Raw genomic sequence first — 24841 nt, 5'->3', positions numbered from 1 at the left:
GCCGATTCACGCTGAGCCCATTCACTACAACACCTCCGGGCATACGCGGCTCCCCGGAGCCACGACCTTGACGACCGGGACCCCGATCTCCTCGCGCGTCAGGTCGACGAGGAGCGGCGGATGGGAGAAGGCGGCGGCCGCCCGGCGCACCACGTGGGCGAGGGCGCCGGCCAGGCTCTCGTGCGGGACGGGATCCTCTACGAGGCCCCTGATGTCGGCGGCCGCCGGGCCGGTCCGCGCGCTCCGCAGCCGGCCGGCGTCCACGTGCCCGAAGTCCTCGCGGAGGTCGTCCCGGGCCCCCGAGATGTAGGCGAGCCTGGCCTGGGCCGCTTCGGAGACGGCTCGGGTGAGGGCGATCTCCGGGCTGAGGTGGCAGCCGAAGCCGAACATCGGCGCCGGGTACTCCTCGCTCGCGACCCAGGACAGGAAGCACGGCAGGCCGGTGGGCGACGGGACGAGCCGGACCTCCAGGGTGACGCCGGCCCGTTCGATCAGCGTGCACAGCTCGTCGGCCACCGGCGACCCCAGGGAGCGCGGGTCGACGCGTACGCCCATCTCCCCGCCCCCGGCGACCGCGGCCGTCATCGCGTCGCGCTCGATGACCTCGCAGAGCGCGTGCAGAGCGGCTTCGATCCGGGTGTTCCCACTGGCCAGGCCGTTGGTCGACTCGAAGAACACCGGCGGGTTCCAGTCGGTGTGCTCCTCCAGGGTGAGCCGGACGGCGTTCACGGGGACGAGGGTCCGTGCTCCGTCGACCAGGGACCTGGCCGCCACCCAGTCGAGCGGCAGCCCGTCGTGCAGCAGGCTCGGCGCTGAGGGCGCCAACGCGGAGACCTCGTAGCCCAGTTGTGTACGGAGCTTGCGGGGGGTGGCGGTCAGCGCGGGCGGGGCCGGCTGTTCCACGTGCCAGGTCTCGACCGACTCCATCACCGCGGAGAGCCTGGCCAGTTCGGGGGTCATCCCCTTGCCCTGGGAGACGGCGAGCGTCCTGGAGAGCGGCCGGATCGCCTGGAAGGTGGGGATGCCGATGGAGTCGAGCCGGGTGATGTCGGCTACCCGGGTGACGCCCACCTTGGCCGCCGCTCTGGTCGCCATCTCCCAGGTGGCTTGGGCCGGTTGGGCCCGGTCCGTGCCCGGCAGGCGGTGCACGGAGCGGTCTGCCGGTGTGGCAAGCCAGGCGAGTGGCGCGCCGTCGGTGTGCACGGCGCCGCCGGTCTGCACGGTGTCCTCGTTCTGCACGGTGGGGGGCTCCTGCGGGTCAGAGGTTCCGGGTGCGCCGCAACAGCGCCCGGCCGGCGACGAAGTTGGCGACGATCGCGACGACGGCGAGCACCACCAGGGAGGGCCAGGCCTTGCCCAGGCCGAAGATCGCGGCGTCGCGCATCCCGGTGACGGCGTACGACACCGGGTTCACCGTCGAGATCCACCGGAGCACGGTGGGGAGCTGCTGCGCGGTGGACAGTGACGGGGCGGCGAAGACGAGGACGGGCACCGACACGCTGGTGAGCACCATGAAGGTGCGGTAGTCGCTGATGAGGACGGCCGCCGCGAGGTACAGCCCGTTGAACGCCACCGACGACAGCACCAGGGCCAGCAGCAGCCAGATCCAGTGGGACGCGTGGAACGGGTAGTCGAAGATGATCGCGGCGACGGCCAGGGCCAGCAGGCTCTGGGCCAGTACGAGCGAGACCCCGGCCAGCAGCTTGCCGGCCAGGAACCGCGAGCGGCGCAGCGGCCAGCTCCAGAGCTGGGTCGACACCCCGCTCATCTCCTCCTGGAACATCGCCATGCCCGTCGTCCCGGAGGCGCTGACCACCGACATGGCCAGCACCATGGGGAGCAGGAAGACCGCGAAGGGGAGGGTTTCGCCGCGGTAGGTGATGTTCCCGACGACGTTGCCCAGCGAGGTGTTCACCAGGAGCAGGTACACGAGCATGGGGGTCAGGCCGAGGATGAGGTTGACCCTGTTGCGGGCGAGGAGCGCGTACTCGCGGTAGAACACGGCGGTGAAGTCCGCCGGCTTGCCCGACGCGACCGGTGCGGTGGTCTTGAATCCCAGGTCGGCCACGGTCTCAGCCCTCGTTCCCGGTCATGCGCAGGAAGACCTGCTCCAGCGAGTCGGTGACGGTGGAGATTCCGGAGATCGCGACCCCGGAGTCGTGGCAGTGCCGGGAGAGTTGCGGCAGCACGTCCCGCACCTGCGCGTTCTCGATGCGCACCTCGGCGTCCTGGGCCGTCGCGGCCAGTCCGGCCGCGGCCGCCCACTCCTTGACGACCTTGGCCCCGACCGCGTCGTCGACGCTGACCTGCAGGTGCGCTCCGCCGAACTCCCTCACCAGTTCGCTCGGTTGGGCGAACCGGACCACCTTGCCCTTGTTGATGACCAGGACCCGCTGGGCGTTGCGCTCCAGCTCCTGGATGATGTGGCTGGTCCAGATCACGGTCATGCCGTACTCCTCGCGGAGCCACCGGACGAAGCGCTCGATCTGGTGCCGGCCGGCCACGTCCAGTCCGGCCGAGGGCTCGTCGAGGATGAGGAGTTCGGGGATGGTCAGCAGGGCCCGTACGAGCTGCAGCCGCTGACGCTGTCCGCCGGACAGCTGGAAGACGAGCTGGGACAGGGCGTCCTTGAGGCCGAGGTACTCGGCCACTTCCATCGCCCAGGGCCGGGTGGTGCGCCAGGACAGGCCTTTGAACCGGGTGGCGATCAGCAGGTTGTCCAGGGCCGAGAGCATCTCGTCGTAGGGGGCGGACTGGTGCATCGCGCCGATGCCGCTCTTGGCGGCGACCGGGTCGCGGGCCGGGTCCACGCCGAACACCCGGATCCGCCCGGTGGTGGGAGGGGTGACGCCGCAGATCATCTTCATCAGGGTGGTCTTTCCGGCACCGTTGGGTCCCAGCAGCCCGATGGTCTCGCCTTTGGCGATGTCGAATGAAATTCGGTCGACAGCCGGCGTCTCTTTCCCGCGGTATCGCTTGGTCAGTTCCTCGGCGTTCACCACACCATTCGCCACGGTCCGCCCTCCACAATGTGATCGATGTTCCTCTTGGTGTTTCTCTGGTCGGTGTTTCTCCGGGACTTCCGATCGGGTTGCTGCGGCTGGACGTTACGCCCGCGGGACGGCACGGAAGCGGCCGCCGCCCAAGCTGCCTGGGAACTGCCTCCGTTCTGCCGCCTCCCGGCCCGCCCCGTTGGCTAGCATGCGCAGCATGAGCCGTTCAGGACAGGCGGAAGACCGCGACGGCCAATCCGTTGTGGTTCTGGTGAATTGCGCGGGCGGCCGTGAATTGGAGGTCGTTCGCGATGCTTTGACGGGGCCTCTGGAAACTCCGGCGATACTGATCCGGCAGGACGAACTCCTCTCGACGCCCATGGCTCTCGACGTGGACACCGGTCTGCTGGACATCGCCGGGCGCCGGGTCCGGCCGGCCGTGGTCTGGGTGCGGCACGGTTCGGCCTGCGCGCTGCTGGCGCAGGCCGGGCCGGCGGGTTCGATGACTCCGCTGCGGGCGGAGTCCTGGTCCGGGTTCCTCCGGCAGGTGTCGGCGACGGCGCGCACCGCTCTTCCCGGCGGCACGGTCGTCGGACCGGGCCAGCTCGTGGAGGCGCGCCGGCTGGGCGTGCGGACGCCCCGTACGGTCGTCACCAATGACGTGGCGGCGGGCGCTCGCGAGGTGGGGGCGGCGGCCCTCGTCGTCAAGACTCCGGACTTCCGGCTGTTCGAGCCCGACCGCCGGAACTGGAAGGCCTGTCTGCCCTCGGTCGTGGGCCGGGAGGCGGTGGAGCAGGGCCCCGGACCGGCCCCGGGCGTCGCGGGAGAGCGCCCGGTCGTGGTCCAGGAGTACGTGGCGCACGCCCGTGAGCTGCGCGTCTACCACCTCGACGGCGGGATCTGCGCCTTCGAGGTCCGCAAGCCCGACCCGTCGAGCCCGATGACGGATCCCGACAGCGTCACCGTGACGCGCGTCGACTGCCCGCACCCCGCGGCCGAGGCGGTACGCACCCTGTGCGCCGCGTGGAACCTGGGCTACGGGGCGTTCGACCTGCTCGTGTCCGACACCGGGGAGCCGGTGTTCCTGGAGGCCAACCCGGACGGGGACTGGCTCTGGTTCGAACGCAAGGCGCGCTGGTACGGCGTCTCGTTCATGGCCGCCGTCATGGTCCGTGAGTTGTTCGTACGGAGTACGTCATGAGGAGTGCGTCGTAAGGAGTGCGTCATGAGGAGTTCGCCGTGAGGAGTTCGCCGTGAGGAGTTCGCCGTGAGGAGTTCGCCGTGAGGAACTCTCGCCGGTGACGGCGATACGGGGTGCCGAGATCTCCAGCCGCGGCCTGGTGCTCGTGGCCCTGGTCGCGCGGGGACACACGACCGACCGCGTGGCCCGTGCGCTGCGCCTGAGCAGGCACACGGTGGGCGAGGAGATCAGTGTCCTGCTCGACCGGTTCAACTGCAGGAACAGGGCGGAGCTGGTGGCCTACTGCTACGTCCACCGGCTCCTGCCGATCGATGTGTGGCCGCCGCCGTGCGGCCCCGTGAAAGGGGTGGGTGACATGTTCGACCCTCTGACCGCTCTGCGCGAGGCCGGGCTTCCGGTCGACCAGTTGAGCACCGCGCAGCGCGAGGTGCTGGCGGGCCTGACCGAGGAGGAGACCTCGGTCGTCGTATCGGTGCAACTGCGGCTGGTCGAGGCGGATTCCGGAGCGGATGCCGAGGTGTGGGCGCACGACCTGAAGCTGCTCTGAGCGCGCATGAGCCGGAGACTGGTGGTCGTGCTCTTCCTCGATCTGGTCGGGTGGACCCGGCTCGCCGAGCGCGTGGATCCGGAGCCGCTGCAACGGCTCCTCGACGAGTACTACGAGATCTGCTCGGCCGCCGTGGAGGAGCACGGCGGGGTCGTCGAGAAGTTCATCGGCGACGCCATCATGGCGGTCTTCGGAGCCGACACCTCCCAGGAGGACGACGCCCCGCGGGCACTGCGCGCGGCCACCTGCATCCGCGCCGAGGTCCGTGACCTGCGCACGCCCGCCACCGACGCGGCTCCGGTCGAGGTCCATTGCGGGATCGCGGCCGGCGAGGCGCTGGTGACGCGTTCGGCCCGGACCGGCATCCGGGTCGTCGGCGACGTGGTCAACCTCGCCGCACGCCTCCAGTCGCTGGCGGTCGCCGGGGAGATCATCGTCAACGAGACCGTGGCGCACCTGGCCCGTCCGCACTACACGATGGTCCCGGTGCCGCCGGTCGCGCTGAAGGGCAAGGCCGAGCCGGTGCCCGTCCTGGTGGTCACCGGGGAGGCCGCCGCCGACGGGGCGGACAGCGCCGACGGTGGGTCCCTCATGGTGGACCGCGCCGCCGAACGCCACCGGCTGCGCCGGATCTACCACCGGGTGGCCCGGGAGCGGCGCGCGGAGCTGGTGACGGTGCTCGGACCGCCGGGCATCGGCAAGACCCGCTTGGTCCGGGAGGCCGTGGACGACCTCGTCGCGGCCGGGGCGAGGCCCGTCGCCGTGTTCGGCAGTTGCCAGTCCTACGGAACGGACGGGAACTACGGGGCGCTCGTGGAAATGCTGGACGCGCTGACCCGGCGGGCGCCGTCCTGCGCGGAGTTGCTGCGATCGGACGACCGGATCGCCGGGGTGCTCGCGGCGCTGCGCGATGCCTCGCTCCCCCGGCGGGCAGGTGCGGTCCCGGGCCCGGGCGTCGAGGAGGTGTCCTGGGCGACCCGCGAGCTGCTCACCGCGGCGGCCTCCGGCCCGCTCGTCGTGGTGTGGGACAACCTCGCGTGGGCCGGGCAGTCGCTCCTGCGGCTCATCGTCGAGCTGCTGGACGGGCTGCGGGACCTCCCGCTCCTGATGGTCTGCGTGTCCCGACCGGAGCTCGCGGGGCGGGCAGGGCCCTGGTCGCGGAAGGCTCCCGGGTCGCGGGAGGGCTCCGGGCCGCGGGAGGCGGACGTGATCGAGGTGGGGGCGCTGGTCCCGGCCGACAGCGCGCGGCTGGCGGTCTCGCTGGCCGGGCGCGGGAGCGGGGACGAGGTGGAGCCGCACGGGCTCGATCTGGCCGAGCAGGTCGGCCGGGTCGCGCTGTACAGCGCGGGAAATCCGCTGTACATCCGGCTGATGATGGACTGGCTGCGGAACGGCCGGACCGTCGACGAGGTGCCGCCGAGCATCACGGCCATGGTGGGGGCGATGATCGACCGGCTGCCCGCGCCGGGCCGGCGGCTGCTGGGCGCGGCTTCGGTGATCGGTCCCTCGTTCACCCTGGAGCAGCTCGCGCTGCTGGGCGAGCCGGCGCCGGCGGCGGCCGTCGCGGAACTCGCCGGGCAGCGGCTGTTCCACGCCACGGCGGAGGTAGGCGGCTACCGCTTCGTCCAACAGCCGGTGCACGAAGTGGCGTACGGCAGGCTGGAGAAGGAGCAGCGCGTCTCCTGGCACCGGCGGCTGGCCGAGCACGGTTTCAGTCCCGGTTTCCACCTGGAAGCCGCCACCCGGCTCCTCAGAGGGCTGCGCCCGGACGACGCGGAGCTGCCGGAACTGGCGCGGCAGGCGGCCGGGGCCCTGCTGGGCGAGGGGACCGTGGCACTGCGGCAGCGTGATGTGCCGACGGCGATCGGACTGCTCGGACGGGCGCTCGTACTGGCGCGGGGCGGGCCGGACCGGTGCCGGTCGGTCGCGGCCGTCCGGCTCAGCGACGCCCTCATGCTCTCCGGGGACACCCTGGGTGCGCTGGAGGTGGTGGAGGAGGGCGCCTGGCCCGAAAGGGGGCCCGACAGCGGGTCCGGCACCGGGTCCGCTTCCGGAACCGCCTCCGGGTCCGGTCCCGCTCCCGCCCTGGTGCGGGTGCAGCGGCTCCTGCTGGCCGCCCGCCTCGGCAAGGTCACCGCGGCCGAGGTGGAGGGACTGCGGGCCGCGCTCGACGGCGAGGAGCCCGACCGTTCCGCCCGGTGCCGCTTCGAGCAGGTACGGATGCTGGTCCACCTGGACCACGGCCGGTTCGGGGCGGCCGAGGAGGCGGCGTGCGCGGCGCTCGAACACGCCCGGGCGGTCGGTGACGCGTACGAGGAGGACCGCCTCCTGGTGGCCCTGTGCGAGATCCGGCAGTGGTCGCCGAGCCCGATGGCGCAGAAGCTCGCGGGATGCGCGGAGCTCCTGGAGCGGTTCGCCGCCGACCGGTTCCTGGCCCTGCCCGCGCTGGCCGCCCGCGCGCGCTGTCTGGCACTGACCGGGGACCGGAGCGGTGCGCGTTCGGCGCTGACCGAGGCCGAGTCCGTCGTCGTGCAGCTCCGGCTGACCATGGGACGGGTCCTGGTCGATCAGGTGGCCGCGCTGGCCGCCTCGCTGGACGGTGAGCACGCGGAGGCCGAGCGGCGTTTCCGCCGCGCGGCGGACGCTCTCGAACAGGCCGGCTACGTACCGGTCGCGCTGACCATGCGCGTGCAGGCGGCCCGCGAGTGCGCCCGCCGCGACCGGGCCGACGATGCGGCCCGCAGGATCACGGAACTGCTCGCGCGGCGCGCGGAGATGGACGTCCGGGGGCGGATCCTGTGCCTGTCGGCCGCCGTGCTGGGCGCCGCCGCGCAGGGCCGCGCCGAGCCGGTGCGCGCCGAGCCGGTGCGCGCCGAGGTGCTGCGCGCCGAGGTGCTGCGGCTGCTCCGGGACATCGACGACCCGTGCCTTCGGGGCGAGGTCTGCTTCGACCTGGCCCGGGCCCACCGGCATCTGGGCGAGGGGGCCGAGGCCCGGGCCATGGCCGGGCTGGCCCTCGACAGCTACGCGGCCGTCGGCGCGGTGAAGCCGCTGGAGGCGGTACGGGCATGGATCTGAACGGCGCGCCCTGGCGGCGCGAGCGGCGGCCGCACGCGTCGGGGATGCCCGCCTGGAGCATGCCGGCCGGCGGGGATCCCGGCGAACCCCTGCCGACGGCCCTGTTCGAGGGGATCGGCCCGCGCTGGGCCTGGGAGGGCGCGAGCGGCGAGGGCGTACGGGTCTGCGTGCTCGACAGCGGTGTCCAGGCGGCGCATCCGCTGGTCGGCGGGGTCGAGCGGGCCTGGCAGGTGGTGAGCGCCGAGGGCCGGGCTCCGCGCGTGGAGGAGTGCGAACCGCTGGACACCGCCGGGCACGGGACCGCCTGCGCGGGGATCATCCGCTCCATCGCGCCCCGGGTCTCGCTCAGTTCGCTCAAGGTGCTCGGCGACGGGAGGGCCGGCAGCGCCTCCGCCCTGATCGCCGGACTCGCCTTCGCGATCGAGGAGGGCTTCGACGTCGTCAGCATGAGCCTGTCGACGAGCAGGGTCGAATTCCGGGACCGGCTCGGCGAGTTGTGCGACCGCGCCTACTTCCGCCGGACCGCGGTGGTGGCGGCGGCGCACAACCTGCCGATCGAGAGCTTCCCCTGGAACTTCGCCTCGGTGATCTCGGTCGCCAGCCACGCCGAGCCGGACGGCATGCGCTTCTACTACAACGCCGCACCGCCGGTCGAGTTCCGCGCCCGGGGGGTGCGCGTGCCGGTGGCGAGCCTGGGCGGCGGCACGGTCCGCAACACCGGAAACAGCTTCGCGGCGCCGCACATGGCCGGGATCGCGGCCCTCGTCCTCAGCAAGCATCCGTGGCTCACGCCGTTCCAGCTCAAGAGCGTTCTGTACCACTGCGCCGCGAACGTATCGGTCGACATCGGGCCGGTCCACAAGACATCGGTCCAAGGAGAAGGAGGCGGAGAAGAATGAAACCCTGGCCACACGATCTGATGGCCACCGAACGTCAGCTCCTGCAGTCTGTCGTCACGGTGGCCCGGTACATCTACGGGGCCGCCGCGTCATCGGTCTTCATGGTGAGCCCCGACACCGGTGAGTTGATCTTCGCGGCGGTCGCGGGCGAGGGCGAACAGGGCCTGGTCGGCCGCCGGTTCGAGCCCGGCACCGGCATCGCCGGCTGGGTGGCGGCCAGCGGGCAGCCGCTGATCACGGACGACGTGGCCGCGACCGACCGGTTCGCCCACGACGCCGCGGCCTCCACCGGGTACGTTCCCGCGAGCATCATGGCCGCCCCGCTCATCGCGGACGGGGAGTGCATCGGCGTGATCGAGGTGCTGGACCGCCACGCCCACGACGCGAACGCCCCCGGCCGGGAGCTCGACGACATCGAACTGCTGGGTCTGCTCGCCACCCAGGCGGCGCTGAGCCTCGCGCTGCTGCGGCGCAGCGAGCAGGCCGCGAGCGCGGCGCCGCGGATGGGAGAGCTGGTGGCCCGGCTGTCGGAGCACGCGGTCATGGACGCGTCCGACCCGTTGGCCGTCTCGCTCCTGAGCATCTCGCTGGACCTGCTGGACAGGGGTGCGCACCCCGGTTCGAAGGTGGTCTGACGGCCGACGGAGACGGAGCGCAGACGTGGCGGCGACGCACCGGAGACGCGGACGGAACGGGTCCCTCCTACCCTCCTGGCCTATGGTCCACCGTACCGAGGCCGAGGCTCCGTCGTTTCCCGAACTGCTCCGCTTCAAGCGCGTGCAGGCCGGGCTCACCCAGCGGACGCTGGCCGACCTGTCGACGATCAGCCCGCGGACGATCCGTGCCCTGGAGTCGGGCCGGGCGAACGCGCGGATGCAGACCGTCCGGCTGCTCGCCGACGCCTTGGGGCTGGCGGGCCTGGCGCGAGAGCTCTTCGTCACCGCGGGCCTGGGCAGCGGGGGGCCGGCTCCGGCCGGCGCCGATCCCTGCCCGGCGGTGCCGCGGTCCGTCAACGCCCTCCTCGGGCGGGACGTCGAGGTCCGGGCCATGGTGGGCGCCCTGGAGTCGGAACACCGCCGGCTGATCTCCCTCTCGGGGCTCGCGGGTGTGGGGAAGTCGCGGGTGGCCGCGGAGACGGCGGCGCGGCTGAGCTCCCGGCGCGGCTGGCCGGTGCTGTGGATCGGGGCGGGAGCGGTGGCCCTCGACGGGCACGGCACGGCCTTCGGGCCCTTGCTGCGCTCCTTGCGCCCGCTCGTCGAATCGGGTGCGCAGGACGTGGCCGCGGTGTGCCGGCTCATCGGCCGGCACGAGGTGCTGCTGGTGCTCGACGGGGTCGCCGACGCCCGGGATCCGGTGGGCGTGGAGGAGCTGTTGGCGTACTGCCCGGGCATCCGGGTGGTCAGTACGTCACGGGCGCCGTGGAGCGTGGCCGGCGTCCAGGGGACCGTGCTCGCGCCGCTGGCCGTCCCCGGTCCCGACTGGGAGGCGGCGAGCTCCCTGGAGGTCCTGGCCGGCGTACCGTCGGTGCGGCTGCTCGTGGACCGGCTCTCGGAGGTACGGCCGGGATTCGTACTCGGCCGGGCGGACGCGGGGGCGGCCGTGCGGCTGTGCCGGACCCTGGACGGCCTGCCGGCCGCGCTGGAAGCGGCGGCAGCCCGGTGCGGGGTACTGAGCCTGCGCCGGCTCGCGGACATGCCCGCGGCCCAGCTGCTCGAACTGCCGGCGGTCACCCGGCCCGCCGGTGTTCCCGGGACGATCGGCTGCCCGATCCGGGCCGGGGTCGAGCGACTGGCCCCCGCCCATCGCACGCTCCTGCACGAACTGGCCTGTTTTGACCGGCCGTTGACAGCATGCGAGGCCGCCGAGGCCCTGCACCGGCCGATGAACCAGGTGGTGGAGGGCTTCAGCGCGCTGACGGGCGGCGGGTTCGTACGGGCCGCGCACGAGGAGGCGGAGACCCGCCTGCACCTGCCGAATCTGGTGCGGGCGGCCCTGGCCTGAGATGGAGTCAGGCCAGGTGCTCCGCGAGGAACCGCTCGACGGCGGCGTAGTAGGCCTGCCGGTTGGCGGGCCTGGCCAGGCCGTGGCCCTCGTCGGGGAACAGCAGGTACTCGTACGGCAGTTGCTTGACCGACAGCGCCGCGACGATCTGCTCGGCCTCGGCCCGGGGCACGCGCACGTCGTTGGCGCCCTGGACGACCAGGACGGGGATGCGGATCTCGTCGACCCGCGACAGCGGAGAGCGTTCCCACAGCATGGCGCGCTCCGTTTCCGGGTCCCCCACCTGGGCGTGCATGAACGAGCGCAGCGCGGTGCGGTACGGCGCCCCGGCCGCCAGCAGCGTCAGCAGGTTCGACGGACCGCAGAGGTCTATCGCGCAGGTGAACACCTCCGGGGTGAACGCCGCACCGACCAGCGCCGCGTAACCCCCGTACGAGCAGCCCATGATGGCGATGCGCGCGGGGTCGATGCCGCCGTCCGCGACGAGGTGGGCGACGGCGTCGAGCAGATCGGTCTGCATCGCGGCGCCCCACTGCTTGGCGCCCAGGTTGCGGAAGTGCTTCCCGTAGCCCGTCGAACCGCGGAAGTTGACCTGGACGCACGCGTAGCCGCGATTGGCCAGGAGCTGCGCCTCCTCGTCGAACGCGAAGGTGTGCCGGGCCCAGGGCCCGCCGTGCACGTTCACCACGGCGGGCAGGCCCGCGCGCTCGGCGCCGGGCGGCCAGGTGACGTAGCCGTGCACGGTGACCCCGTCGCGTGCGGAGAACTCGAAGGGCTCCATCCGGGCCAGCGTGTAGGCCTCCAGCTCCCGCTGGTGGCTGAAGAGGTAGCGCAGCTCCCCGGCCGGCCGGTCGTAGACGTAGTAGAGGACGGGGCCGGCGCCGGTCACCACCGAGACCGTCCACAGCCGTTCGCCGCGGTCGGTGCGGTCCACGTAGACCTCGCCGTCGACCGACCGGAGCGCGAGCTCGCCGCGGATCCGGCCGAGGTCCTTTCCGAACTCCTCGTCGAGGAAGACCCATTCGTCGCGGTCCTTCGCGAACAGCACCGCTTGCGGCCGGCGGTCGGCCGGGTCGAACTCGACCTGTTTGACGTCGTACACCGCGTCCTCCGCGAGCAGCGTCCGCCGTCCGCTCGCGAGGTCGACGGCGAACAGGCGGGTGGCGTTGGCCCCGATGGAGGAGAGGAGGTGGCAGGTGGCGCCGTCGCGCGAGAAGCCGATGACGCGCGTCCCCATGGCGTCCTCGTAGGGCACGTCGAGCCAGGGCGGGGCGGCGTCCGGGCCGCCCGGCCCGCCCGTTCCGCCCGGCGGGTCGAGGAAGACGGACAGGCCGCCGTCGGGCTTCATCACCGTGCCGCCGCGCACCCGCAGGTCGGTGTCGACGATCCAGCTCACGTACCCGGGATTCTCCGCGACCTTGGTGAGCCGGTCCGTCACCAGGTCCAGGGCGTAGACGTCGTGCAGCCCCGGCCGGTCCTTGTTCAGGCCGATCAGCACGGTCGTCGGGTGCCACCGGTTGTGCGCCAGCACCCGTGCCTGGACGCCGTCGAAGGGGGTGGCGCAGCGCTCCCGGCCGGTGACCAGGTCGACGAGGTGGACCCGCCAGCTCTCGTCGCCGTTCCGGTCCCGCAGGTAGAAGAGGGTCCGGTCGTCGTGGCACAGGCCGTACGTCCGGATGCCGCGGCCCCGGTCGTGGGTGACGGGCTTCGCCTCCTGGGGCCGGTCCACCGGCGCCGTCCATACGTTCAGCACGCCCTCGTCCGGGGCCAGGTAGACGAGACGGGTCCCGTCCGGGGAGATCTCGGGCACGAGGTACGAGGGGTTGCCGAACAGGACGGAGTGCGGGATCAGCGGTACGGCTTCCGTGGTCACGGTTCCCTTCCCGGGGTGGGTTGTCGGACGCCGCGCTCCGAGAACCACCAGTCCCGGAGACCGGGGAACTGCGCGACCGCCTCGTCGGTGTCCAGCGGCGGGGCCGGCGAAGGGCCGGCAGCGGGCGTGGGGGAGGCCGCCGGGGCGGCGACCAGCGTCTGGGCACGGAACAGCCGGGTCATCAGCGCCGGGCTGCTGAGCACCGCCCGGGACACCCTGGCCCTCATCCGCTGCCCGGCGGCGGATACGGGACGCTCCCGGGACACCGGCCCCTCCGTGGCGGCCGCCCGTACCCGGTCCTGTTCGGTCGCCATCCGCCAGGATTCGGAGGCCACTTCCGCCACCGCGGCCTGGACCGCGGGCAGCACGCGGGGGCGGGCTCCGCGCTCCGTCAGCTCCCGGTCCAGCCGCAAGGCGCTGAGCAGGGCGACGGACATGCCGTGCGAGTAGACCGGGTTCACCGCCGTCAGCGCGTCGCCGACGACCAGGAACCCTTCGGGCAGGGGCAGCCGCTCGAAGAACCTCCGGCGGTTCGCGGTGGCCCGGAACGGCCGTACCCCGCCGAGGGGTTCGGCCGCGGCCAGCAGCTCCGCCGCGATCGGCGAGCGGAGCGCCCGCGCGCAGTCGGTGAATCCCGGCTCGTCCGCCGGCGGCCGTGCGTCGCGGGTGCCGGTCAGGGTGAAGATCCACCGGCCGTCCTCGATGGGGAACAGCGTGGCTCCGTACCCCGGTCGGCCGCTCGAAGGCCGCGGGTGCACCATGATCGCCGGGAGGTCGGCGGCGAGGCCGGGGGGCGCCCGGTAGATCCGGGTGGAGTAGGCGAGACCCGGGTCGACCACCTCCTCCTCGACTTCGGGTCCCCCGATCGCGGTCAGCCACCGTCCGGCCCGCGAACGCCGGCCCGTGGCGTCCACGACGAGGTCTGCGCGGAGGGTCTCGCCGGAGCCGTCCTCCCCCGCGACCAGGACACCGGTCACGCGCGACGCGTCCCCTACGAGCCCCAGGACCCGGGTGCTCTCCCGCACCGTGACCGCCCCGTCGGCCAGGGCCCGCTGCCGGATGACGTGGTCCATGAGCCAGCGGCTGCACGACACCATGAAGGCCCCGGTCTCGTGGCGGCGGAACCAGCCGTCCGCGCTCAGGATCAGTGCGCCGTCCGGCAGGCCCCGGCGGTGCGCGCCCCGGGCGAGGAGCGCCTCCAGCGTTCCCGGGAGCACCGTGTCCAGCGCCTCGGCGCCGGCGGTCACCAGCACGTGGCTGTGGAACGCCTGCGGCAGCCCCGTCCGTACGCCCGGGCCGTCCGGGTACCGGCCGCCCTCCACGACGGTGACCTCGTCGACGTGCCGGGCGAGCACCTTGGCCACCAGCACCCCCGCGAAGCCTCCGCCGAGGACGACGGCCCTGGTCATGACCGCGCGGCCGGCTCGCTCCGGGTCCCGGCTTCCGTCTCCAGAAGCAGATCGGCTTCGACCATGGAGCTGATGAAGGCGTCCACCTCCGCGCGGATGCGGGCCGTCATCACCGGATTGTGCCCCGCGAACAGCAGGGACAGGTTCCTGATGACCGTCTCCCGGTCCCCGTCGCTCTCCACGAGCGCCCAGATCTGGGCGGCCGTCGCGTTCAGGGTGCGGAAGTCGCCGGACTCGCTGTGGTAGAGCGAGATGCCGTCCGCGGTCTCCTGCCAGATCACCGCGTCACTGATGTGCAGGGACATCTCCCAGCCTCCTGTTCACCGGCATGATCGGAATCAGTTCGCCCACCTTGATCGCGGGCACGGCCGCCGGCGGGCGGACGTAGGTCTTCCACTGTTCGTGGGCCTCGTGCACCTCCCCGGTGGCGACCAGCCTCGGGACCGTCATCTCCAGGCCGTTCAGGGCGAGTTCGGCGCGGGTCACCCCGGTCTCCTGCCACAGCTGCGTGGTGACTCCGTGCCGCAGGATCCGGCACAGGTGGCGGCTGTTGCGCCGCAGGTCGCCGGACTCCGACATGTGCGCGGCCCGGCAGCCGCCGCCGCAGTTGGCCTTGATGTAGCACTTCTCGCAGTCGGCGTGGAACTCCCCGCCGTACACGGTGCTCTTGCGCATCGAGGTCAGGACCGGACTGGCGAAGATCTCCGACAGCCGCTGCTTCCTGATGTTGCCGGCGAACTCCCCCTTGCCCGTGACGAGTTTGCACGGGTAGACGTCCCCGAGGGAGTTGACGTAGATCTCGTTCCCGCCCATTCCGCAGTTGCCCTTGACCGAGCACGCGGTGACCGGCCTCGGCCCGTCCGGCTTCAGCTTGCCGGCGACCGGCGAGGTCCAGACGAGCTGCTGCACCTTCAGGTGGTCCTGCCAGCCGAAGTCGTACTCGTCGCCGACGCCCCGGCCCAGGTCGTTGTGGTTCATCAGGCGGACGCTGTGGATCTCGATCCCGTCGAGGAAGGAGGCGAAGTCCTCCAGCTCGTGGACGTTGTCCGAGGTGACGATGTGGTTGATGGCCGGGGCCACCCCGGCCTCGTTGAGCAGCTGGATCGCCCGGTGGGTCTTGGCGAACGCGCCCTTGCCGCGGGTGCGGTCGTGGGTCTCGGCCGTGCCTCCGTCGAGGCTCACGGTGACGGCGTCGAAGAGCTCGGCGAACCGCTGGGCCTTCGCCTCGGTCCGGATCATCGTCGCGTTGGTGATGACGTTGGCCTTCAGACCGCTGCTCTTGGCGTGCTCGACGACCTGGAACAGGTCCTTGCGGAGCATCGGCTCGCCACCGGTGAAGATGATGGTCCCGGCGCCGAAGTCGGCGATCTGCGAGACCAGGTCCAGGGACTCGGCGGTGTCGAGCTCGCCCGGAAGGCACTTCTCGGAGGAGGCGTAGCAGTAGGGACAGCGGAGGTTGCAGCCGTCCGTGATGGCGTAGTACGCGACGCCCAGGGGCGGTTCGCCCAGCCTGACCTTGGGCTTGTTGCCGTTGAAGTACACGATCCAGTTCAGGATGAGCTTGGCGAGGACGCGTTCCGTCTCGCCGTTCTGCTCCAGCCCCGGCTGCTCCCCGCGGGCCCGGGCGGACGCCAGGGCTTCGAGGACCCGGAACTCACGTCCGGAGAGGACGCACCGGGCGGCCACCTCCGGGTTGACCACGAGGTGGTCCTCACCGTGCACGAAGTACGTCAGATCCTCGGGCACCTCGAACAGCGACAGGTTCCGGACCAGATTGCCGTTCCCTCGCATCCCGCCTCCTCTCTGGGCTGGCACAGGCGCGGCCCGACGCGAACGGCCGCCGGACCCCGCCTGTGAACGGTCAGTTCTCGGCCTGGCCCGATCCCGACCAGAGGCCGCAGGCACACAGCATCGCGGCGTCGAAGCCCTCCTTCGTGGCCTCGGGGGAGGTCCAGTCCTGGGAGTGCGCCACCACGTCGGGCAGGATCGCCGCGAGGCGGGTCTTCGTCGAGATGAGGACCTTGGTCTCCTCGGGGGTCAGGCTGGCGTAGAACTCTTCGAGAGCGGGCGCCATCGTGCCGCCGATGACGCCGGCCGCACGCAGGGACTCCAGGGCGTTGAAGGTCATGCTTCCACCTTTCGCTGTCGCGTTCGATCGGGGACGCAACCGAGACTGCTCGCGGCGGACCCGTGAAACAACCCCACGAATGTGGGTTGTGCCGGAGCGACGAAGGGGACATACGCAGCGCGGGCGGGGCGTCTTCCGGCAGTGGACCGGGGCTGCCGGAACGTGCCGCGCACGGGTGTTGACGATCTCCAGGCCTTGCCTCACGCTCTTACCACAGCCGTTGTGAAGCTCATGTGAAGCGAACGTGGAAATCGGGATCAATGGAGCGCCCACCCGGCGGCCGGCGGCCCGTCGGACGACCCGAGAGGTGCGATGAATCCCACCGGCTTAGGCATGGTGCACATATCGCTGTTGCCAGGCTTCGTCTGCCGCACCGACCGGCGGGTCACCGATCTCAGCGACATCCAGCAACGGCTCGTCGCGGCCCTGGTGCTGAGCGACCGCCCGTTGCGGCGCGGCGATCTGGCCGCCCGGCTGTGGCCGGATGCCCCGCCCGACCGGGCGGGTGCCCGGTTGCGCCAGACCTTGTGGCGGCTGAACCAGGCCACGGCCGGCGGGTTGTTGCGGGCCTCGCACACCACCATCACCCTCACCGATCACGTGGAAGTGGACTACCGGGCGGCGGCCAGGCTGATCGCGGCCGTGTCCGGTGCGGTCGGGGCGGCGCCGGGTGCGGCCGTGGCAGTGCCCGGTGCGGCCGTGGCGGCGGTGGGCGAGGAGCGGCCTCCGCAGGCGTGGAGCCTGCTGCGCCACCCGCTGCTGAACGACTGGGACGACGACTGGCTCGTGCCGTTCCAGGAGAAGTGGAGGCTCCAGCGCGTCCAGACGCTGGAGCGCCTCGCCGAGAGGTTCCTCCAGAGCCGGCAGCACTCCGCGGTGCTCGAGCTGGCCGACGCCGCGACCCAGGCCGACCCGCTGCGGGAGGGACCCCGGCGGATCGCCGTGCAATCGTGCCTGTTCGTCGGCGAGGTGGCCGACGCGCACCGCCGCTACCGCGGCTATCAGGAGCTGCTCTCCGCGGAACTGGGCGTGGCGCCGAGCGGCGCCATCCCCCGACTGCTCAGACAGGACCGCGAGCGGCAGCTCGCCCTGGCGGCGGAGTTCTGACCGGGCGCCGTCGCACCGCCGCCGGTACGACGGCACCCGCCGGTACGACGGCACCCGTGGCTACGACGGCACCCGCCCGCCCCTCGTTCAGCGCAGGTCTGCCCGCGCGGCCGTGTCGTCGATGAAGCCGCCCGACTGGTGCTGCCACAGCTTCGCGTAGGCGCCGTCCGTGGCGAGCAGTTGGTGGTGCGTGCCCTGCTCGACGATCCGTCCGTGGTCGAGTACGACGAGCTGGTCCATGGTGGCGACCGTGCTCAGCCGGTGCGCGACCACGAGCGCCGTCCGCCCGGCCATCAGCCGCCACAGCGCGTCCTGGACCAGGATCTCGCTCTCGGAGTCCAGGGCGCTGGTCGCCTCGTCGAGGAGCAGGATCGGCGCGTCGCGCAGGATCGCCCGGGCGAGGGCGACCCGCTGGCGCTGCCCGCCGGACAGCTTCACCCCGCGCTCGCCCACCATGGTGTCGAAGCCGTCCGCCAGCCCGTCGGCGAACTCCGTGACGTGCGCCGCCTCGGCCGCGCGGCGGATCTCCGCCTCGGTGGCGTCCGGGCGGGCGAAGGCGATGTTGTCGCGGAGCGTGCGGTGGAACATCGCCGGGTCCTGGGGGACGTAGGCGATCAGGCTGCGCAGGTCGGCCTGGCCGAGCCGGCTGATGTCCTGCCCGCCGATCAGGATCCGGCCCGCGTCGATGTCCGTCATCCGCAGCAGCAGCCGGGTGAGCGTGGTCTTGCCCCCGCCGGACCGCCCGACGAGACCGATCTTCGACCCGCCGGGCACGACCAGGTCCAGGCCGTCGAAGAGGGGCTTCCCGCCCTCGTGTCCGAAGATCACCCGCTCGAACCGCACGTCGGCGGCCGGCGGGCGCCGCAGCGGTTCCGGGTCCGCCGGGTCGAGCACGGTGGGCGGTGTCAGCAGCAGCTCGGTGAACTGCGCCGCCTCCGTCATCGAGCTCTCCAGGCGGCGGTAGATCTGGTTGAACTCGAACATGATCCGCGTCGCGCTCGCGTAGTAGGTGAAGGCGACGATGACCGCCTCCACCCCGTGCGCTCCCCCGCCGAGCACGATGGCGAGCATCAGCCCCAGCACGTTGGTCGCCACGGACATCGGCGCGACCAGCGTGTCGATGCGCAGGTTGCCGTAGTCCCACGAGCGCAGGGTGAGCCGCCGCGACTCCGCGACGCGCGTGCGGTGTTCGGCGGCTTCGCGCGATTCGGCGGCGAAGGCCCGGACCGTGTCCATGTTCATCAGGCTGTCCGCCACGTGGCCGGACACCCGGGCGATCGCCTCCTCCCGCCGGGCGACGAGCACCTGACGGCGGCGGATCAGGGGCGCCACGCACAGCCCCGTGATCGCGATCATCGTCAGGAGCCCGACGACGAGCAGCGGGTCGTACTGCCACAGCACCACCGAGGCGAAGAGCAGGGGCACGAAGCTGCCCATGACCGAGAACGTCAGCGTGTCGACGAACTCCTCGAAGCGGGAGGCGAAGCTCAGGACCCGCTTCGTCAGCGATCCGGCGAAGTTGTCGTGGAAGAACGCCGCGTCCTTGGCGAACAGTTCGTCCATTCCGGTGACGTACAGCTGCTCGATCCCGCGGGCGTCGAGGCGGTTCAGGCAGTGCAGCCCGATGCGCCAGAACGCCTCCGAGACCAGCAGGACCCCGGCGAAGCCGAGGACGTACGGCATCGCCCAGGCGAGGGCGCCCCCGGCGGCTCCGGCGGCCCCCTCCCCGCCCGCGATCCGGCCGACGAGCTTCGCGACGACCAGCGGTGCGATGTAGTGGATGCCGATGTTGCCCAGCGCCGGGAGCAGCATCGCGGGCGCCGTCAGCCATCGCAGGCGGACCAACTCCCGCCCGTAGTAACGAAGTGCGAGGAGCACCGGACTCCTGCGCGGTGGACTTACCTTCAGCGAACTTTCGTGCGATTCGGGCGATCCCATCCCAACCCTGCCTTCTCGGACCGTCTGGTCAGAAAGCGGAGTGTCCCGCACGGGCGCCCACACGGTCCAAGCCTTTTCTCCCGGTAGCCCAAAACCGGCCGACCTGCCCGCGAATCCCGACCGCCGTTCGCCTGGCGTACGGACCGGCGTCACGCCAGGCTCCCTTGCCGGAACCCCGGACGCACTGTGCTGGGGTGCTCAGCCACCCCTCAACCCCGGAGGTCGTTCGCGCCATGGCAGAACTGAATCGTCGGCGCTTCCTGCAGCTCGCAGGCGGCACCACAGCCCTGACGATGCTGGGCGAGAGCATCGCCCGCGCCGCCGCCATCCCCGCGCAGGGGACCACCGGCTCCATCGCGGACGTCGAGCACATCGTCGTGCTCATGTAGGAGAATCGTTCCTTCGACCACTACTTCGGTGCGCTGCGCGGTGTCCGCGGCTTCGGCGACCCGCGCCCGGTGACCTTGCCCAGCGGCGAGTCCGTCTGGCACCAGTCCGACGGCACGAAGGAGACGCTGCCCTTCCGGCCGCCGTCCGAAGACCTCGGCATGGAGTTCCTCCAGGGCCTCAACCACGACTGGGCGGGCGGCCAGAGCGCCTTCAACAAGCCCGGAGCTGGGCGCGCACTTCTACGTCACCTCCGGCAACCGCACCGACGCCCCCTGGACCTACACCACCGGGGCCGGGAAGTCGATCGCGGAACCTGGAACACCGCCTACTCGGCCGGGGCCACCGACCTGACCGTGCACGGCCCCAACGGCTTCCTGCGCGGCTTCCGCAACCCCGGCACCACCCCCGGCCCCGAGGTCACCGCCCGCCACAACGCCGCGACCGGGAACCTCACCCTCACCAACGCCGGAGGCACCACCGCCACGCTGACGGTCGCCAACGCCTACGGCGGCAGCCCGAAGCGCCTCACGGTCCCCAAGGGCGGCACCGTCACGCACACCGTCTCCCTGAAGAACACCCGCCGCTGGTACGACGTGACGGTCACCGCCTCCGGCACCCCGGGCTTCCTGCGCCGCTTCGCCGGCAAGGTCGAGACCGGCGCGGCGGGCCTGTCGGACCCGGAGATCCTGACGGAGCAGTCCTCCTGACGGCACCCGCCCCACGAAGTGCCCGCCGAGCCGTTCCGGACGGCACCGCGGGCACTTCGCGCGTCAGCTGCGGCTGCGGCTGCGGCTGCGGCTTCAGCCGTCGAAGCGGTGGCGGGAGGCTTCGATGTGGCCGAGGTACCGGTGGGTCCAGTCGCACAGTCCGGCGATCGTCACGCGCAGGGCCCGGCCCGGCTCGGTGAGGGTGTAGTCCACCCGCGGCGGCACCACGGGGTGCACCGTGCGCTCGATCAGGCCGTAGCGCTCCAGCATGCGCAGGTTCTGGGTGAGCATCTTGTGGCTGATGCCCTCGATCTCGCCCCGCACCTCGCTGAACCGCAGCGTGCGCTCCCCCAGCGCCTCGATGATCAGCAGCGCCCACTTGTTGGCGACGTCCGAGAAGATCTCCCGTGCCAGGGAGTCCGCGCGCCTGAGGTCCGCGTCCTCGGGCGAGCCGCTGTACTGCTTGGTCACCATCAGGTTCCCCAGTCACCGAAAAGTGCGTTCTTCCATGTCAGCGGTCACTCTCCTACGGTTCCTCAGTAACCACAAGAGAGCGATCCCCCCTACACGGAGGCACACGACATGGCGATAACTCTGGTGAACCCCAAGGGACTCCCGGACGTCGACGTCTACCGCCAGGTGTCCGTCGCGACCGGCTCGAAGCTGGTCTTCATCGCCGGACAGGTCGCCTGGGGCCCCGACGGCGTCACCATCGGCAAGGACGACCTGGCAGCCCAGGTCGAGCGGTGCTACGTCAACATCGCCACCGCCCTGGCCGCGGTCGACGCCTCCTTCGACGACGTGGCGAAGCTGACCGTCTACGTGGTCGACTGGACCCCCGACAAGATGCCCCTGCTGCTGGAAGGCATCACCCGGGCGGCCGCGGCCCTGGGGAGCGCCCCGGTACCGCCGGCCAGCCTGCTGGGCGTCGCGGCACTCGACGTACCCGAGCACCTGGTCGAGATCGAGGCCACGGCGGTCATCGGCTGAATCCGGCAGAAGACGGCGCGTGTTCGCCCTGCGTTTCCCCGATCCCGGCCCAGTTCCCGACACCGTCATGGGCGACCTCTCCTACGCCTCGCCGCACCGCGGGTGTTGCCGGACGAAGTCCCCGTCCGGCAACACCCGCCGCGTTGGCGCCCGCAAGCCGGGCGGGCTGATGAAATGCCTTCCACGGCAGTAGGGCGACGGGTGGCGGGCGAAGGAGGCACGTGGCGGAACAGGGCGGGCTGGAGGCGCGGCTGCGCTCCATGGAGGAGGCCCTGGAGCAGATCGGAACCTTCCCCGACGAACGGCAGACCTGCCGGGAGCTGGCCGGGTTCCTGTTCCGCACGCTGTCCGACGCCGCGGCGGTGGACCTGACCCGCCACGGCACCCGTACCGAACGCGTGGCGGTGGCCGGCGCGACGGCCCTCCTGGACGGGTCCGCCGCCGAAGGCGCGCCGCTGGTCCGGGCGCTGGACCGCGGCCATCCCCTGGAAACGTGGACCGCGGGCGTCGGTGCCGCCCGCACGTACGTCGCCTCCGTACCGCTGACCGCCCGGGGCGAGCTGTACGGCAGGCTCCTCACCACACGCACGCGGGGAGAATACGGGGACCACGAGCTGGCGACCCTGCACTTCGCCGCGCGCCTGGCCGCCATCCACCTCGGCCATGCCCGGCGCCTCGCGGCGACCGAGAGGACCGCACTCGATCTGCAACGCGCCCTGGTCGCGGAACCCGGACGGCCCCACCCGAACCTGGAGATCGCCAGCCGCTACCTGCCCCTCGGGGCCCGCGCCCTGGTCGGCGGCGACTGGTTCGAGACGATCCGCCTGCACTTCGGCCGCACCCTCCTCGCCGTCGGGGACGTGATGGGACACGGCCTGGAGGCCGCGGTCGACATGAACGCCTACCGGTCCGTGCTGCGCGAGGTCGCCTCCACCGATCTCGCCCCGCACCGGGTCCTGCGCCAGTTGGACTCCCTGTCCGCGTCGGACGACACCCGCAGGCCCGCGACCTGCCTGCTCGTCCGCATCGACCCGGCCCGCGGCATGGCCCTCTACTCCAGCGCGGGGCACCTGCCGCCCGCCCTGTTCACCCGCGACGGCACCGGCGAACTCCTGGACGTACCGGTCGGCCCGCCCCTGGGCACCGGCGTCGGTGGCTACGAGGCCCTCGCCCGGCCGATCACCGCGGACCAGACCCTGCTGCTGTACACGGACGGCCTGGTGGAGCGGCGCAGCGAGGACATCGACACCTCACTGGCCAGGCTCGCGGCCCTGCGCCTGGGCTCCCGGACGAGCCTCTCGGAGGTGGTGGACGCGGTCTGCGCCGGACTCGACGCCCAGCACGCCGAGGACGACGTCGCCGTACTCGCCGCGCGCCTGCGCCCCCGTCCGTCCCACCCCGCCTGAGAAGCTCAGAGGCTCCGAGTGATGATCCAGTAGTCGTACTCCTCCGCGGTGATCCCGCAGATGTGGTCGCCGGACCGGGAGCGGGCGATGAACTCGATGCGTCCCTGGTCGTCGACGAGCCGGGACACGTCGGCGGTGTCCGTGAGGCGTACACGGACCCAGCCGACTCCGCAGCTTCCGGTCACGACCGCCGTGAGGAGGAACGTCCCGTCCGCACCGATGACATGGCCTCGACGTGCGTGTTCGAGCCACAGCTCGTGGACTCCTGCGAGGTCTCCCTTCAGGGGGAAGGACGCGCCGGGCTCCACGCCGAATCCCGCCATGGCACGCCAGGCCGCGTCGACCGAGGGGCCGGGGTCGTTTCCCTGGACCTCTTCCGCCTCGAGGCCGCTGCCCCGGATGAGCTCGACGAGATCGGCCTCGCTGGTTCGCATTCGGTTTCCCTTGTTCTTCGCGTCGGAGCGCAGCTCGACCGGTTTGATCTCCCGCCCGTCCGCGTCGGCCGGTTTCTCGGTCTGGGCTAGCGGCTGGAGGCCGTCGTGGCCCCAGGTCAGGGTGACCGCGTGCGGCTGGTCCGGTGCGGTGGTCGTCTGCTCGCACAAGGTCATGCCGTCCCAGACGAAGGCGACCTCCCCCGACACGGTGACACCGTCCGGCATCATCCGCCGCTTCGCGACCCGGCGGCCGAGCACGTCGTAGGCGTAGCGCCCCGTGTCCGGCTTGCGCGAGAGCCGGGTGCACTGACGGAGCCTCACCCTGCCCTGGGCGTCGCGCTCGCTGGAGCAGGCTGCCGTCGGCCCCCGTCACCCGCTGGTCAACCAGGTCGGAGGGCCGCCGGTTCCACCCAGGAGTCCCGGAGACCCGCCCTCGGCACACCGTCAAGGCCCCGAACACACGAAAGGTCGCCTTCCCATTTCTGAGAAGACGACCTCCGACCTGCATAAAGCAAAGTCGGGACGACAGGATTTGAACCTGCGACCCCTTGACCCCCAGTCAAGTGCGCTACCAAGCTGCGCCACGTCCCGATGTGCTTCTGATCTGGGGTTTCCCCCGTCTCGGCGGCACATGCAGAACATTACCCCACGCCGAGGGGTGTCCATGCACCGGTTTACGGCGGGAGGGAGGAGGAAGAGAGGATGAAGGGGTGAACGCACGGGATCGGGACGGTGAGGGGCGGGCGCGGAACGCGCGGCCCAGGGACGGGCTGGGGCGGCCGCTGCCCTACGGGGCGCAAGGGGTGGAGCGGCAGCCCGAGGGAGTGGTGCGCTCGCCCGGGGAGACGGTGGCGCAGGCGCAGCGGCTGCTGGACGCGGGGATGCCGTTCCACGCGCACGAGGTGTTCGAGGACGCCTGGAAATCCGGACCCGGGGCCGAGGCGCCGCTGTGGCGGGCGCTGGCGCAGCTGGCGGTCGGCCTGACGCACTCCGCGCGCGGGAACGCCGTCGGCGGCGCCCGGCTGCTGCGCCGCGGAGCCTCCGCCCTGGCCGGGCTGTACGCGGCCGGAGACGCGGCCGGAGACGCGGCCGGAGATCCGGCCGCCCCAGGGGCCGGGCCCCCGTACGGGATGGACATCGCCGGGCTGGTCCGGTGGGCCCGGGAGCTGGCGGCGCGGGTGGAGGCCGGAGAGGCCGTCGACGCGGCGGCCGAGGCCCCGCACCTCACGGGCGGACCCGGCCCGGCCTGAGCCCGGAGCGGCGGCGGCGGACGCTCCGGCCCGGGCGCCCTCCGGGGCCGGAACACCGGCGCCTTCGGGTCGTCCCCGCCCAACGCCCGGCCAGGTGGCTACGCCGGCTGGAGGAGGTCCCAGCGGTTTCCGTAGAGGTCCTGGAACACGGCGACCGAGCCGTACGCCTCGTGGCGCGGCTCCTCCAGGAAGCGGACGCCCTCGGCGGTCATCCGGGCGTGGTCGGCGGCGAAGTCGTCGGTGTAGAGGAAGAAGCCGACCCGGCCGCCCGTCTGGTCGCCGACGCGCGAGCGCTGGGCTTCGTCCTTGGCGCGGGCCAGGAGCAGGGCGGACTCCTTGGCGCCCGGCGGGCGGACCACGACCCAGCGGGAGCCGTCCGGGCGCGGGGTGTCCTCGGCGAGGTCGAAGCCGAGCGCGCGGGTGTAGAAGTCGATGGCCTCGTCGTAGTCGTGGACCACGAGGGCGGTGAGGGCGAGGTGGGAGGGCATGG

General features: G+C 72.2%; 23 protein-coding genes, 1 tRNA gene and 1 pseudogene. 12 read left to right on the top strand and 13 right to left on the bottom strand.

Annotated elements, in window-relative coordinates:
* Positions 1–24: 24 nt before the first annotated feature.
* Genes AC061S_RS02970 through AC061S_RS02960 form a run of 3 tightly spaced genes read right to left on the bottom strand, consistent with a single transcriptional unit; the run spans position 25 to position 3014 of the window.
* Positions 25–1239 (bottom strand): YcaO-like family protein, encoded by a 1215-nt coding sequence (locus AC061S_RS02970; protein ID WP_478684219.1) that lies wholly within the window; start codon positions 1237–1239, stop codon positions 25–27.
* A 19-nt stretch (positions 1240–1258) separates the two neighbouring features.
* Positions 1259–2068, bottom strand: coding sequence for an ABC transporter permease (locus AC061S_RS02965; RefSeq protein WP_478684218.1), 810 nt, complete (start codon positions 2066–2068; stop codon positions 1259–1261).
* Between the two features lie 4 nt (positions 2069–2072).
* Positions 2073–3014, bottom strand: a complete 942-nt coding sequence (locus tag AC061S_RS02960; RefSeq protein ID WP_478684217.1) for an ABC transporter ATP-binding protein — start codon at positions 3012–3014, stop codon at positions 2073–2075.
* Positions 3015–3372: 358 nt separating this feature from the next.
* Between AC061S_RS02960 and AC061S_RS02955 the strand changes: the two genes are divergently transcribed.
* The 6 genes from AC061S_RS02955 to AC061S_RS02930 all read left to right on the top strand — a co-directional run bounded on the left by AC061S_RS02955 (position 3373) and on the right by AC061S_RS02930 (position 10719).
* Positions 3373–4194, top strand: coding sequence for an MvdC/MvdD family ATP grasp protein (locus AC061S_RS02955; protein WP_478684216.1), 822 nt, complete (start codon positions 3373–3375; stop codon positions 4192–4194).
* Positions 4195–4291: 97 nt separating this feature from the next.
* On the top strand, positions 4292–4741 hold the full coding sequence (locus tag AC061S_RS02950) for an aroma-sacti cluster domain-containing protein (protein WP_478684215.1): 450 nt from the start codon (positions 4292–4294) through the stop codon (positions 4739–4741).
* A gap of 6 nt (positions 4742–4747) precedes the next feature.
* On the top strand, positions 4748–7819 hold the full coding sequence (locus tag AC061S_RS02945; protein WP_478684214.1) for an AAA family ATPase: 3072 nt from the start codon (positions 4748–4750) through the stop codon (positions 7817–7819).
* Positions 7810–8718 (top strand): S8 family serine peptidase, encoded by a 909-nt coding sequence (locus tag AC061S_RS02940; protein ID WP_478684213.1) that lies wholly within the window; start codon positions 7810–7812, stop codon positions 8716–8718. Before AC061S_RS02945 ends, AC061S_RS02940 begins: the two co-directional genes overlap by 10 nt.
* Positions 8715–9353 carry a GAF domain-containing protein gene (locus tag AC061S_RS02935; protein ID WP_478684212.1) on the top strand — a complete coding sequence of 213 codons (639 nt, stop codon included), beginning with the start codon at positions 8715–8717 and terminating at the stop codon, positions 9351–9353. The genes AC061S_RS02940 and AC061S_RS02935 overlap by 4 nt, the downstream gene beginning before the upstream one ends.
* 82 nt (positions 9354–9435) lie before the next feature.
* Entirely contained in the window at positions 9436–10719 is a 1284-nt protein-coding gene (locus tag AC061S_RS02930) for a helix-turn-helix domain-containing protein (protein WP_478684211.1), read from the top strand.
* 7 nt (positions 10720–10726) lie between these two features.
* On the opposite strand, the gene AC061S_RS02925 is transcribed toward AC061S_RS02930, so the two are convergent.
* From AC061S_RS02925 to AC061S_RS02905, 5 genes are all read right to left on the bottom strand, one after another.
* Positions 10727–12592, bottom strand: a complete 1866-nt coding sequence (locus AC061S_RS02925; RefSeq protein WP_478684210.1) for a S9 family peptidase — start codon at positions 12590–12592, stop codon at positions 10727–10729.
* Positions 12589–14001 carry an NAD(P)/FAD-dependent oxidoreductase gene (locus tag AC061S_RS02920; protein ID WP_478684209.1) on the bottom strand — a complete coding sequence of 471 codons (1413 nt, stop codon included), beginning with the start codon at positions 13999–14001 and terminating at the stop codon, positions 12589–12591. Before AC061S_RS02920 ends, AC061S_RS02925 begins: the two co-directional genes overlap by 4 nt.
* Complete coding sequence (locus tag AC061S_RS02915) at positions 13998–14306, bottom strand: PqqD family protein (protein WP_478684208.1); 309 nt, start codon at positions 14304–14306, stop codon at positions 13998–14000. The genes AC061S_RS02920 and AC061S_RS02915 overlap by 4 nt, the downstream gene beginning before the upstream one ends.
* The gene (gene stsB, locus AC061S_RS02910) at positions 14287–15792 is read right to left on the bottom strand and encodes a StsB family radical SAM/SPASM domain sactipeptide maturase (protein ID WP_478684207.1); all 1506 of its coding nucleotides are present in this window, start codon (positions 15790–15792) and stop codon (positions 14287–14289) included. The genes AC061S_RS02915 and stsB overlap by 20 nt, the downstream gene beginning before the upstream one ends.
* 70 nt (positions 15793–15862) lie before the next feature.
* A complete protein-coding gene (locus AC061S_RS02905; protein WP_250741964.1) occupies positions 15863–16129 on the bottom strand; it encodes a StsA-related sactipeptide RiPP in 267 nt (88 codons plus the stop codon).
* Between the two features lie 333 nt (positions 16130–16462).
* On the opposite strand from AC061S_RS02905, the gene AC061S_RS02900 reads away from it, so the two are divergent.
* Entirely contained in the window at positions 16463–17236 is a 774-nt protein-coding gene (locus AC061S_RS02900; RefSeq protein ID WP_478684206.1) for an AfsR/SARP family transcriptional regulator, read from the top strand.
* An 87-nt stretch (positions 17237–17323) separates the two neighbouring features.
* On the opposite strand, the gene AC061S_RS02895 is transcribed toward AC061S_RS02900, so the two are convergent.
* Positions 17324–19174 (bottom strand): ABC transporter ATP-binding protein, encoded by a 1851-nt coding sequence (locus AC061S_RS02895; RefSeq protein ID WP_478684205.1) that lies wholly within the window; start codon positions 19172–19174, stop codon positions 17324–17326.
* Between the two features lie 233 nt (positions 19175–19407).
* Here AC061S_RS02895 and AC061S_RS02890 point away from each other — a divergent pair.
* Together AC061S_RS02890 and AC061S_RS02885 are read left to right on the top strand one after the other, a co-directional pair.
* Positions 19408–19911: pseudogene (locus tag AC061S_RS02890) on the top strand (alkaline phosphatase family protein); the annotation flags it as partial.
* A 6-nt stretch (positions 19912–19917) separates the two neighbouring features.
* Positions 19918–20271, top strand: a complete 354-nt coding sequence (locus AC061S_RS02885; RefSeq protein WP_478684330.1) for a phospholipase domain-containing protein — start codon at positions 19918–19920, stop codon at positions 20269–20271.
* Between the two features lie 93 nt (positions 20272–20364).
* Here AC061S_RS02885 and AC061S_RS02880 read toward each other — a convergent pair whose 3' ends face one another.
* The gene (locus AC061S_RS02880) at positions 20365–20745 is read right to left on the bottom strand and encodes a winged helix-turn-helix transcriptional regulator (protein ID WP_478684204.1); all 381 of its coding nucleotides are present in this window, start codon (positions 20743–20745) and stop codon (positions 20365–20367) included.
* Positions 20746–20853: 108 nt separating this feature from the next.
* Between AC061S_RS02880 and AC061S_RS02875 the strand changes: the two genes are divergently transcribed.
* Complete coding sequence (locus AC061S_RS02875; RefSeq protein WP_478684203.1) at positions 20854–21261, top strand: RidA family protein; 408 nt, start codon at positions 20854–20856, stop codon at positions 21259–21261.
* A 221-nt stretch (positions 21262–21482) separates the two neighbouring features.
* Positions 21483–22667, top strand: coding sequence for a PP2C family protein-serine/threonine phosphatase (locus tag AC061S_RS02870; RefSeq protein WP_478684202.1), 1185 nt, complete (start codon positions 21483–21485; stop codon positions 22665–22667).
* Positions 22668–22672: 5 nt separating this feature from the next.
* Here AC061S_RS02870 and AC061S_RS02865 read toward each other — a convergent pair whose 3' ends face one another.
* Together AC061S_RS02865 and AC061S_RS02860 are read right to left on the bottom strand one after the other, a co-directional pair.
* Positions 22673–23422: a hypothetical protein gene (locus AC061S_RS02865; protein WP_478684201.1), complete on the bottom strand. Its 750-nt coding sequence runs from the start codon at positions 23420–23422 to the stop codon at positions 22673–22675.
* A gap of 196 nt (positions 23423–23618) precedes the next feature.
* Positions 23619–23692: transfer RNA gene (locus AC061S_RS02860), tRNA-Pro, on the bottom strand.
* A 119-nt stretch (positions 23693–23811) separates the two neighbouring features.
* On the opposite strand from AC061S_RS02860, the gene AC061S_RS02855 reads away from it, so the two are divergent.
* On the top strand, positions 23812–24351 hold the full coding sequence (locus tag AC061S_RS02855) for a DUF309 domain-containing protein (RefSeq protein WP_478684200.1): 540 nt from the start codon (positions 23812–23814) through the stop codon (positions 24349–24351).
* Positions 24352–24449: 98 nt separating this feature from the next.
* Here the strand turns inward: AC061S_RS02855 and AC061S_RS02850 are convergent, their stop codons facing one another.
* On the bottom strand, positions 24450–24839 hold the full coding sequence (locus tag AC061S_RS02850; protein ID WP_478684199.1) for a VOC family protein: 390 nt from the start codon (positions 24837–24839) through the stop codon (positions 24450–24452).
* Between the last annotated feature and the right edge of the window lie 2 nt (positions 24840–24841).

This window comes from Streptomyces sp. CA189, assembly GCF_056428985.1.
This window is presented reverse-complemented; position numbering and strand designations above follow the sequence as displayed.

Bases quoted from the DNA above. Each gene is read 5' to 3' on its own strand.
- stsB (WP_478684207.1), bottom strand. From the start codon at position 15,792: ATGCGAGGGAACGGCAATCTGGTCCGGAACCTGTCGCTGTTCGAGGTG.
- AC061S_RS02935 (WP_478684212.1), top strand. From the start codon at position 8,715: ATGAAACCCTGGCCACACGATCTGATGGCCACCGAACGTCAGCTCCTG.
- AC061S_RS02915 (WP_478684208.1), bottom strand. From the start codon at position 14,306: ATGTCCCTGCACATCAGTGACGCGGTGATCTGGCAGGAGACCGCGGAC.
- AC061S_RS02930 (WP_478684211.1), top strand. From the start codon at position 9,436: ATGGTCCACCGTACCGAGGCCGAGGCTCCGTCGTTTCCCGAACTGCTC.
- AC061S_RS02875 (WP_478684203.1), top strand. From the start codon at position 20,854: ATGGCGATAACTCTGGTGAACCCCAAGGGACTCCCGGACGTCGACGTC.
- AC061S_RS02850 (WP_478684199.1), bottom strand. From the start codon at position 24,839: ATGCCCTCCCACCTCGCCCTCACCGCCCTCGTGGTCCACGACTACGAC.
- AC061S_RS02940 (WP_478684213.1), top strand. From the start codon at position 7,810: ATGGATCTGAACGGCGCGCCCTGGCGGCGCGAGCGGCGGCCGCACGCG.
- AC061S_RS02895 (WP_478684205.1), bottom strand. From the start codon at position 19,174: ATGGGATCGCCCGAATCGCACGAAAGTTCGCTGAAGGTAAGTCCACCG.
- AC061S_RS02920 (WP_478684209.1), bottom strand. From the start codon at position 14,001: ATGACCAGGGCCGTCGTCCTCGGCGGAGGCTTCGCGGGGGTGCTGGTG.
- AC061S_RS02900 (WP_478684206.1), top strand. From the start codon at position 16,463: ATGGTGCACATATCGCTGTTGCCAGGCTTCGTCTGCCGCACCGACCGG.
- AC061S_RS02945 (WP_478684214.1), top strand. From the start codon at position 4,748: ATGAGCCGGAGACTGGTGGTCGTGCTCTTCCTCGATCTGGTCGGGTGG.
- AC061S_RS02955 (WP_478684216.1), top strand. From the start codon at position 3,373: ATGGCTCTCGACGTGGACACCGGTCTGCTGGACATCGCCGGGCGCCGG.
- AC061S_RS02905 (WP_250741964.1), bottom strand. From the start codon at position 16,129: ATGACCTTCAACGCCCTGGAGTCCCTGCGTGCGGCCGGCGTCATCGGC.
- AC061S_RS02880 (WP_478684204.1), bottom strand. From the start codon at position 20,745: ATGGTGACCAAGCAGTACAGCGGCTCGCCCGAGGACGCGGACCTCAGG.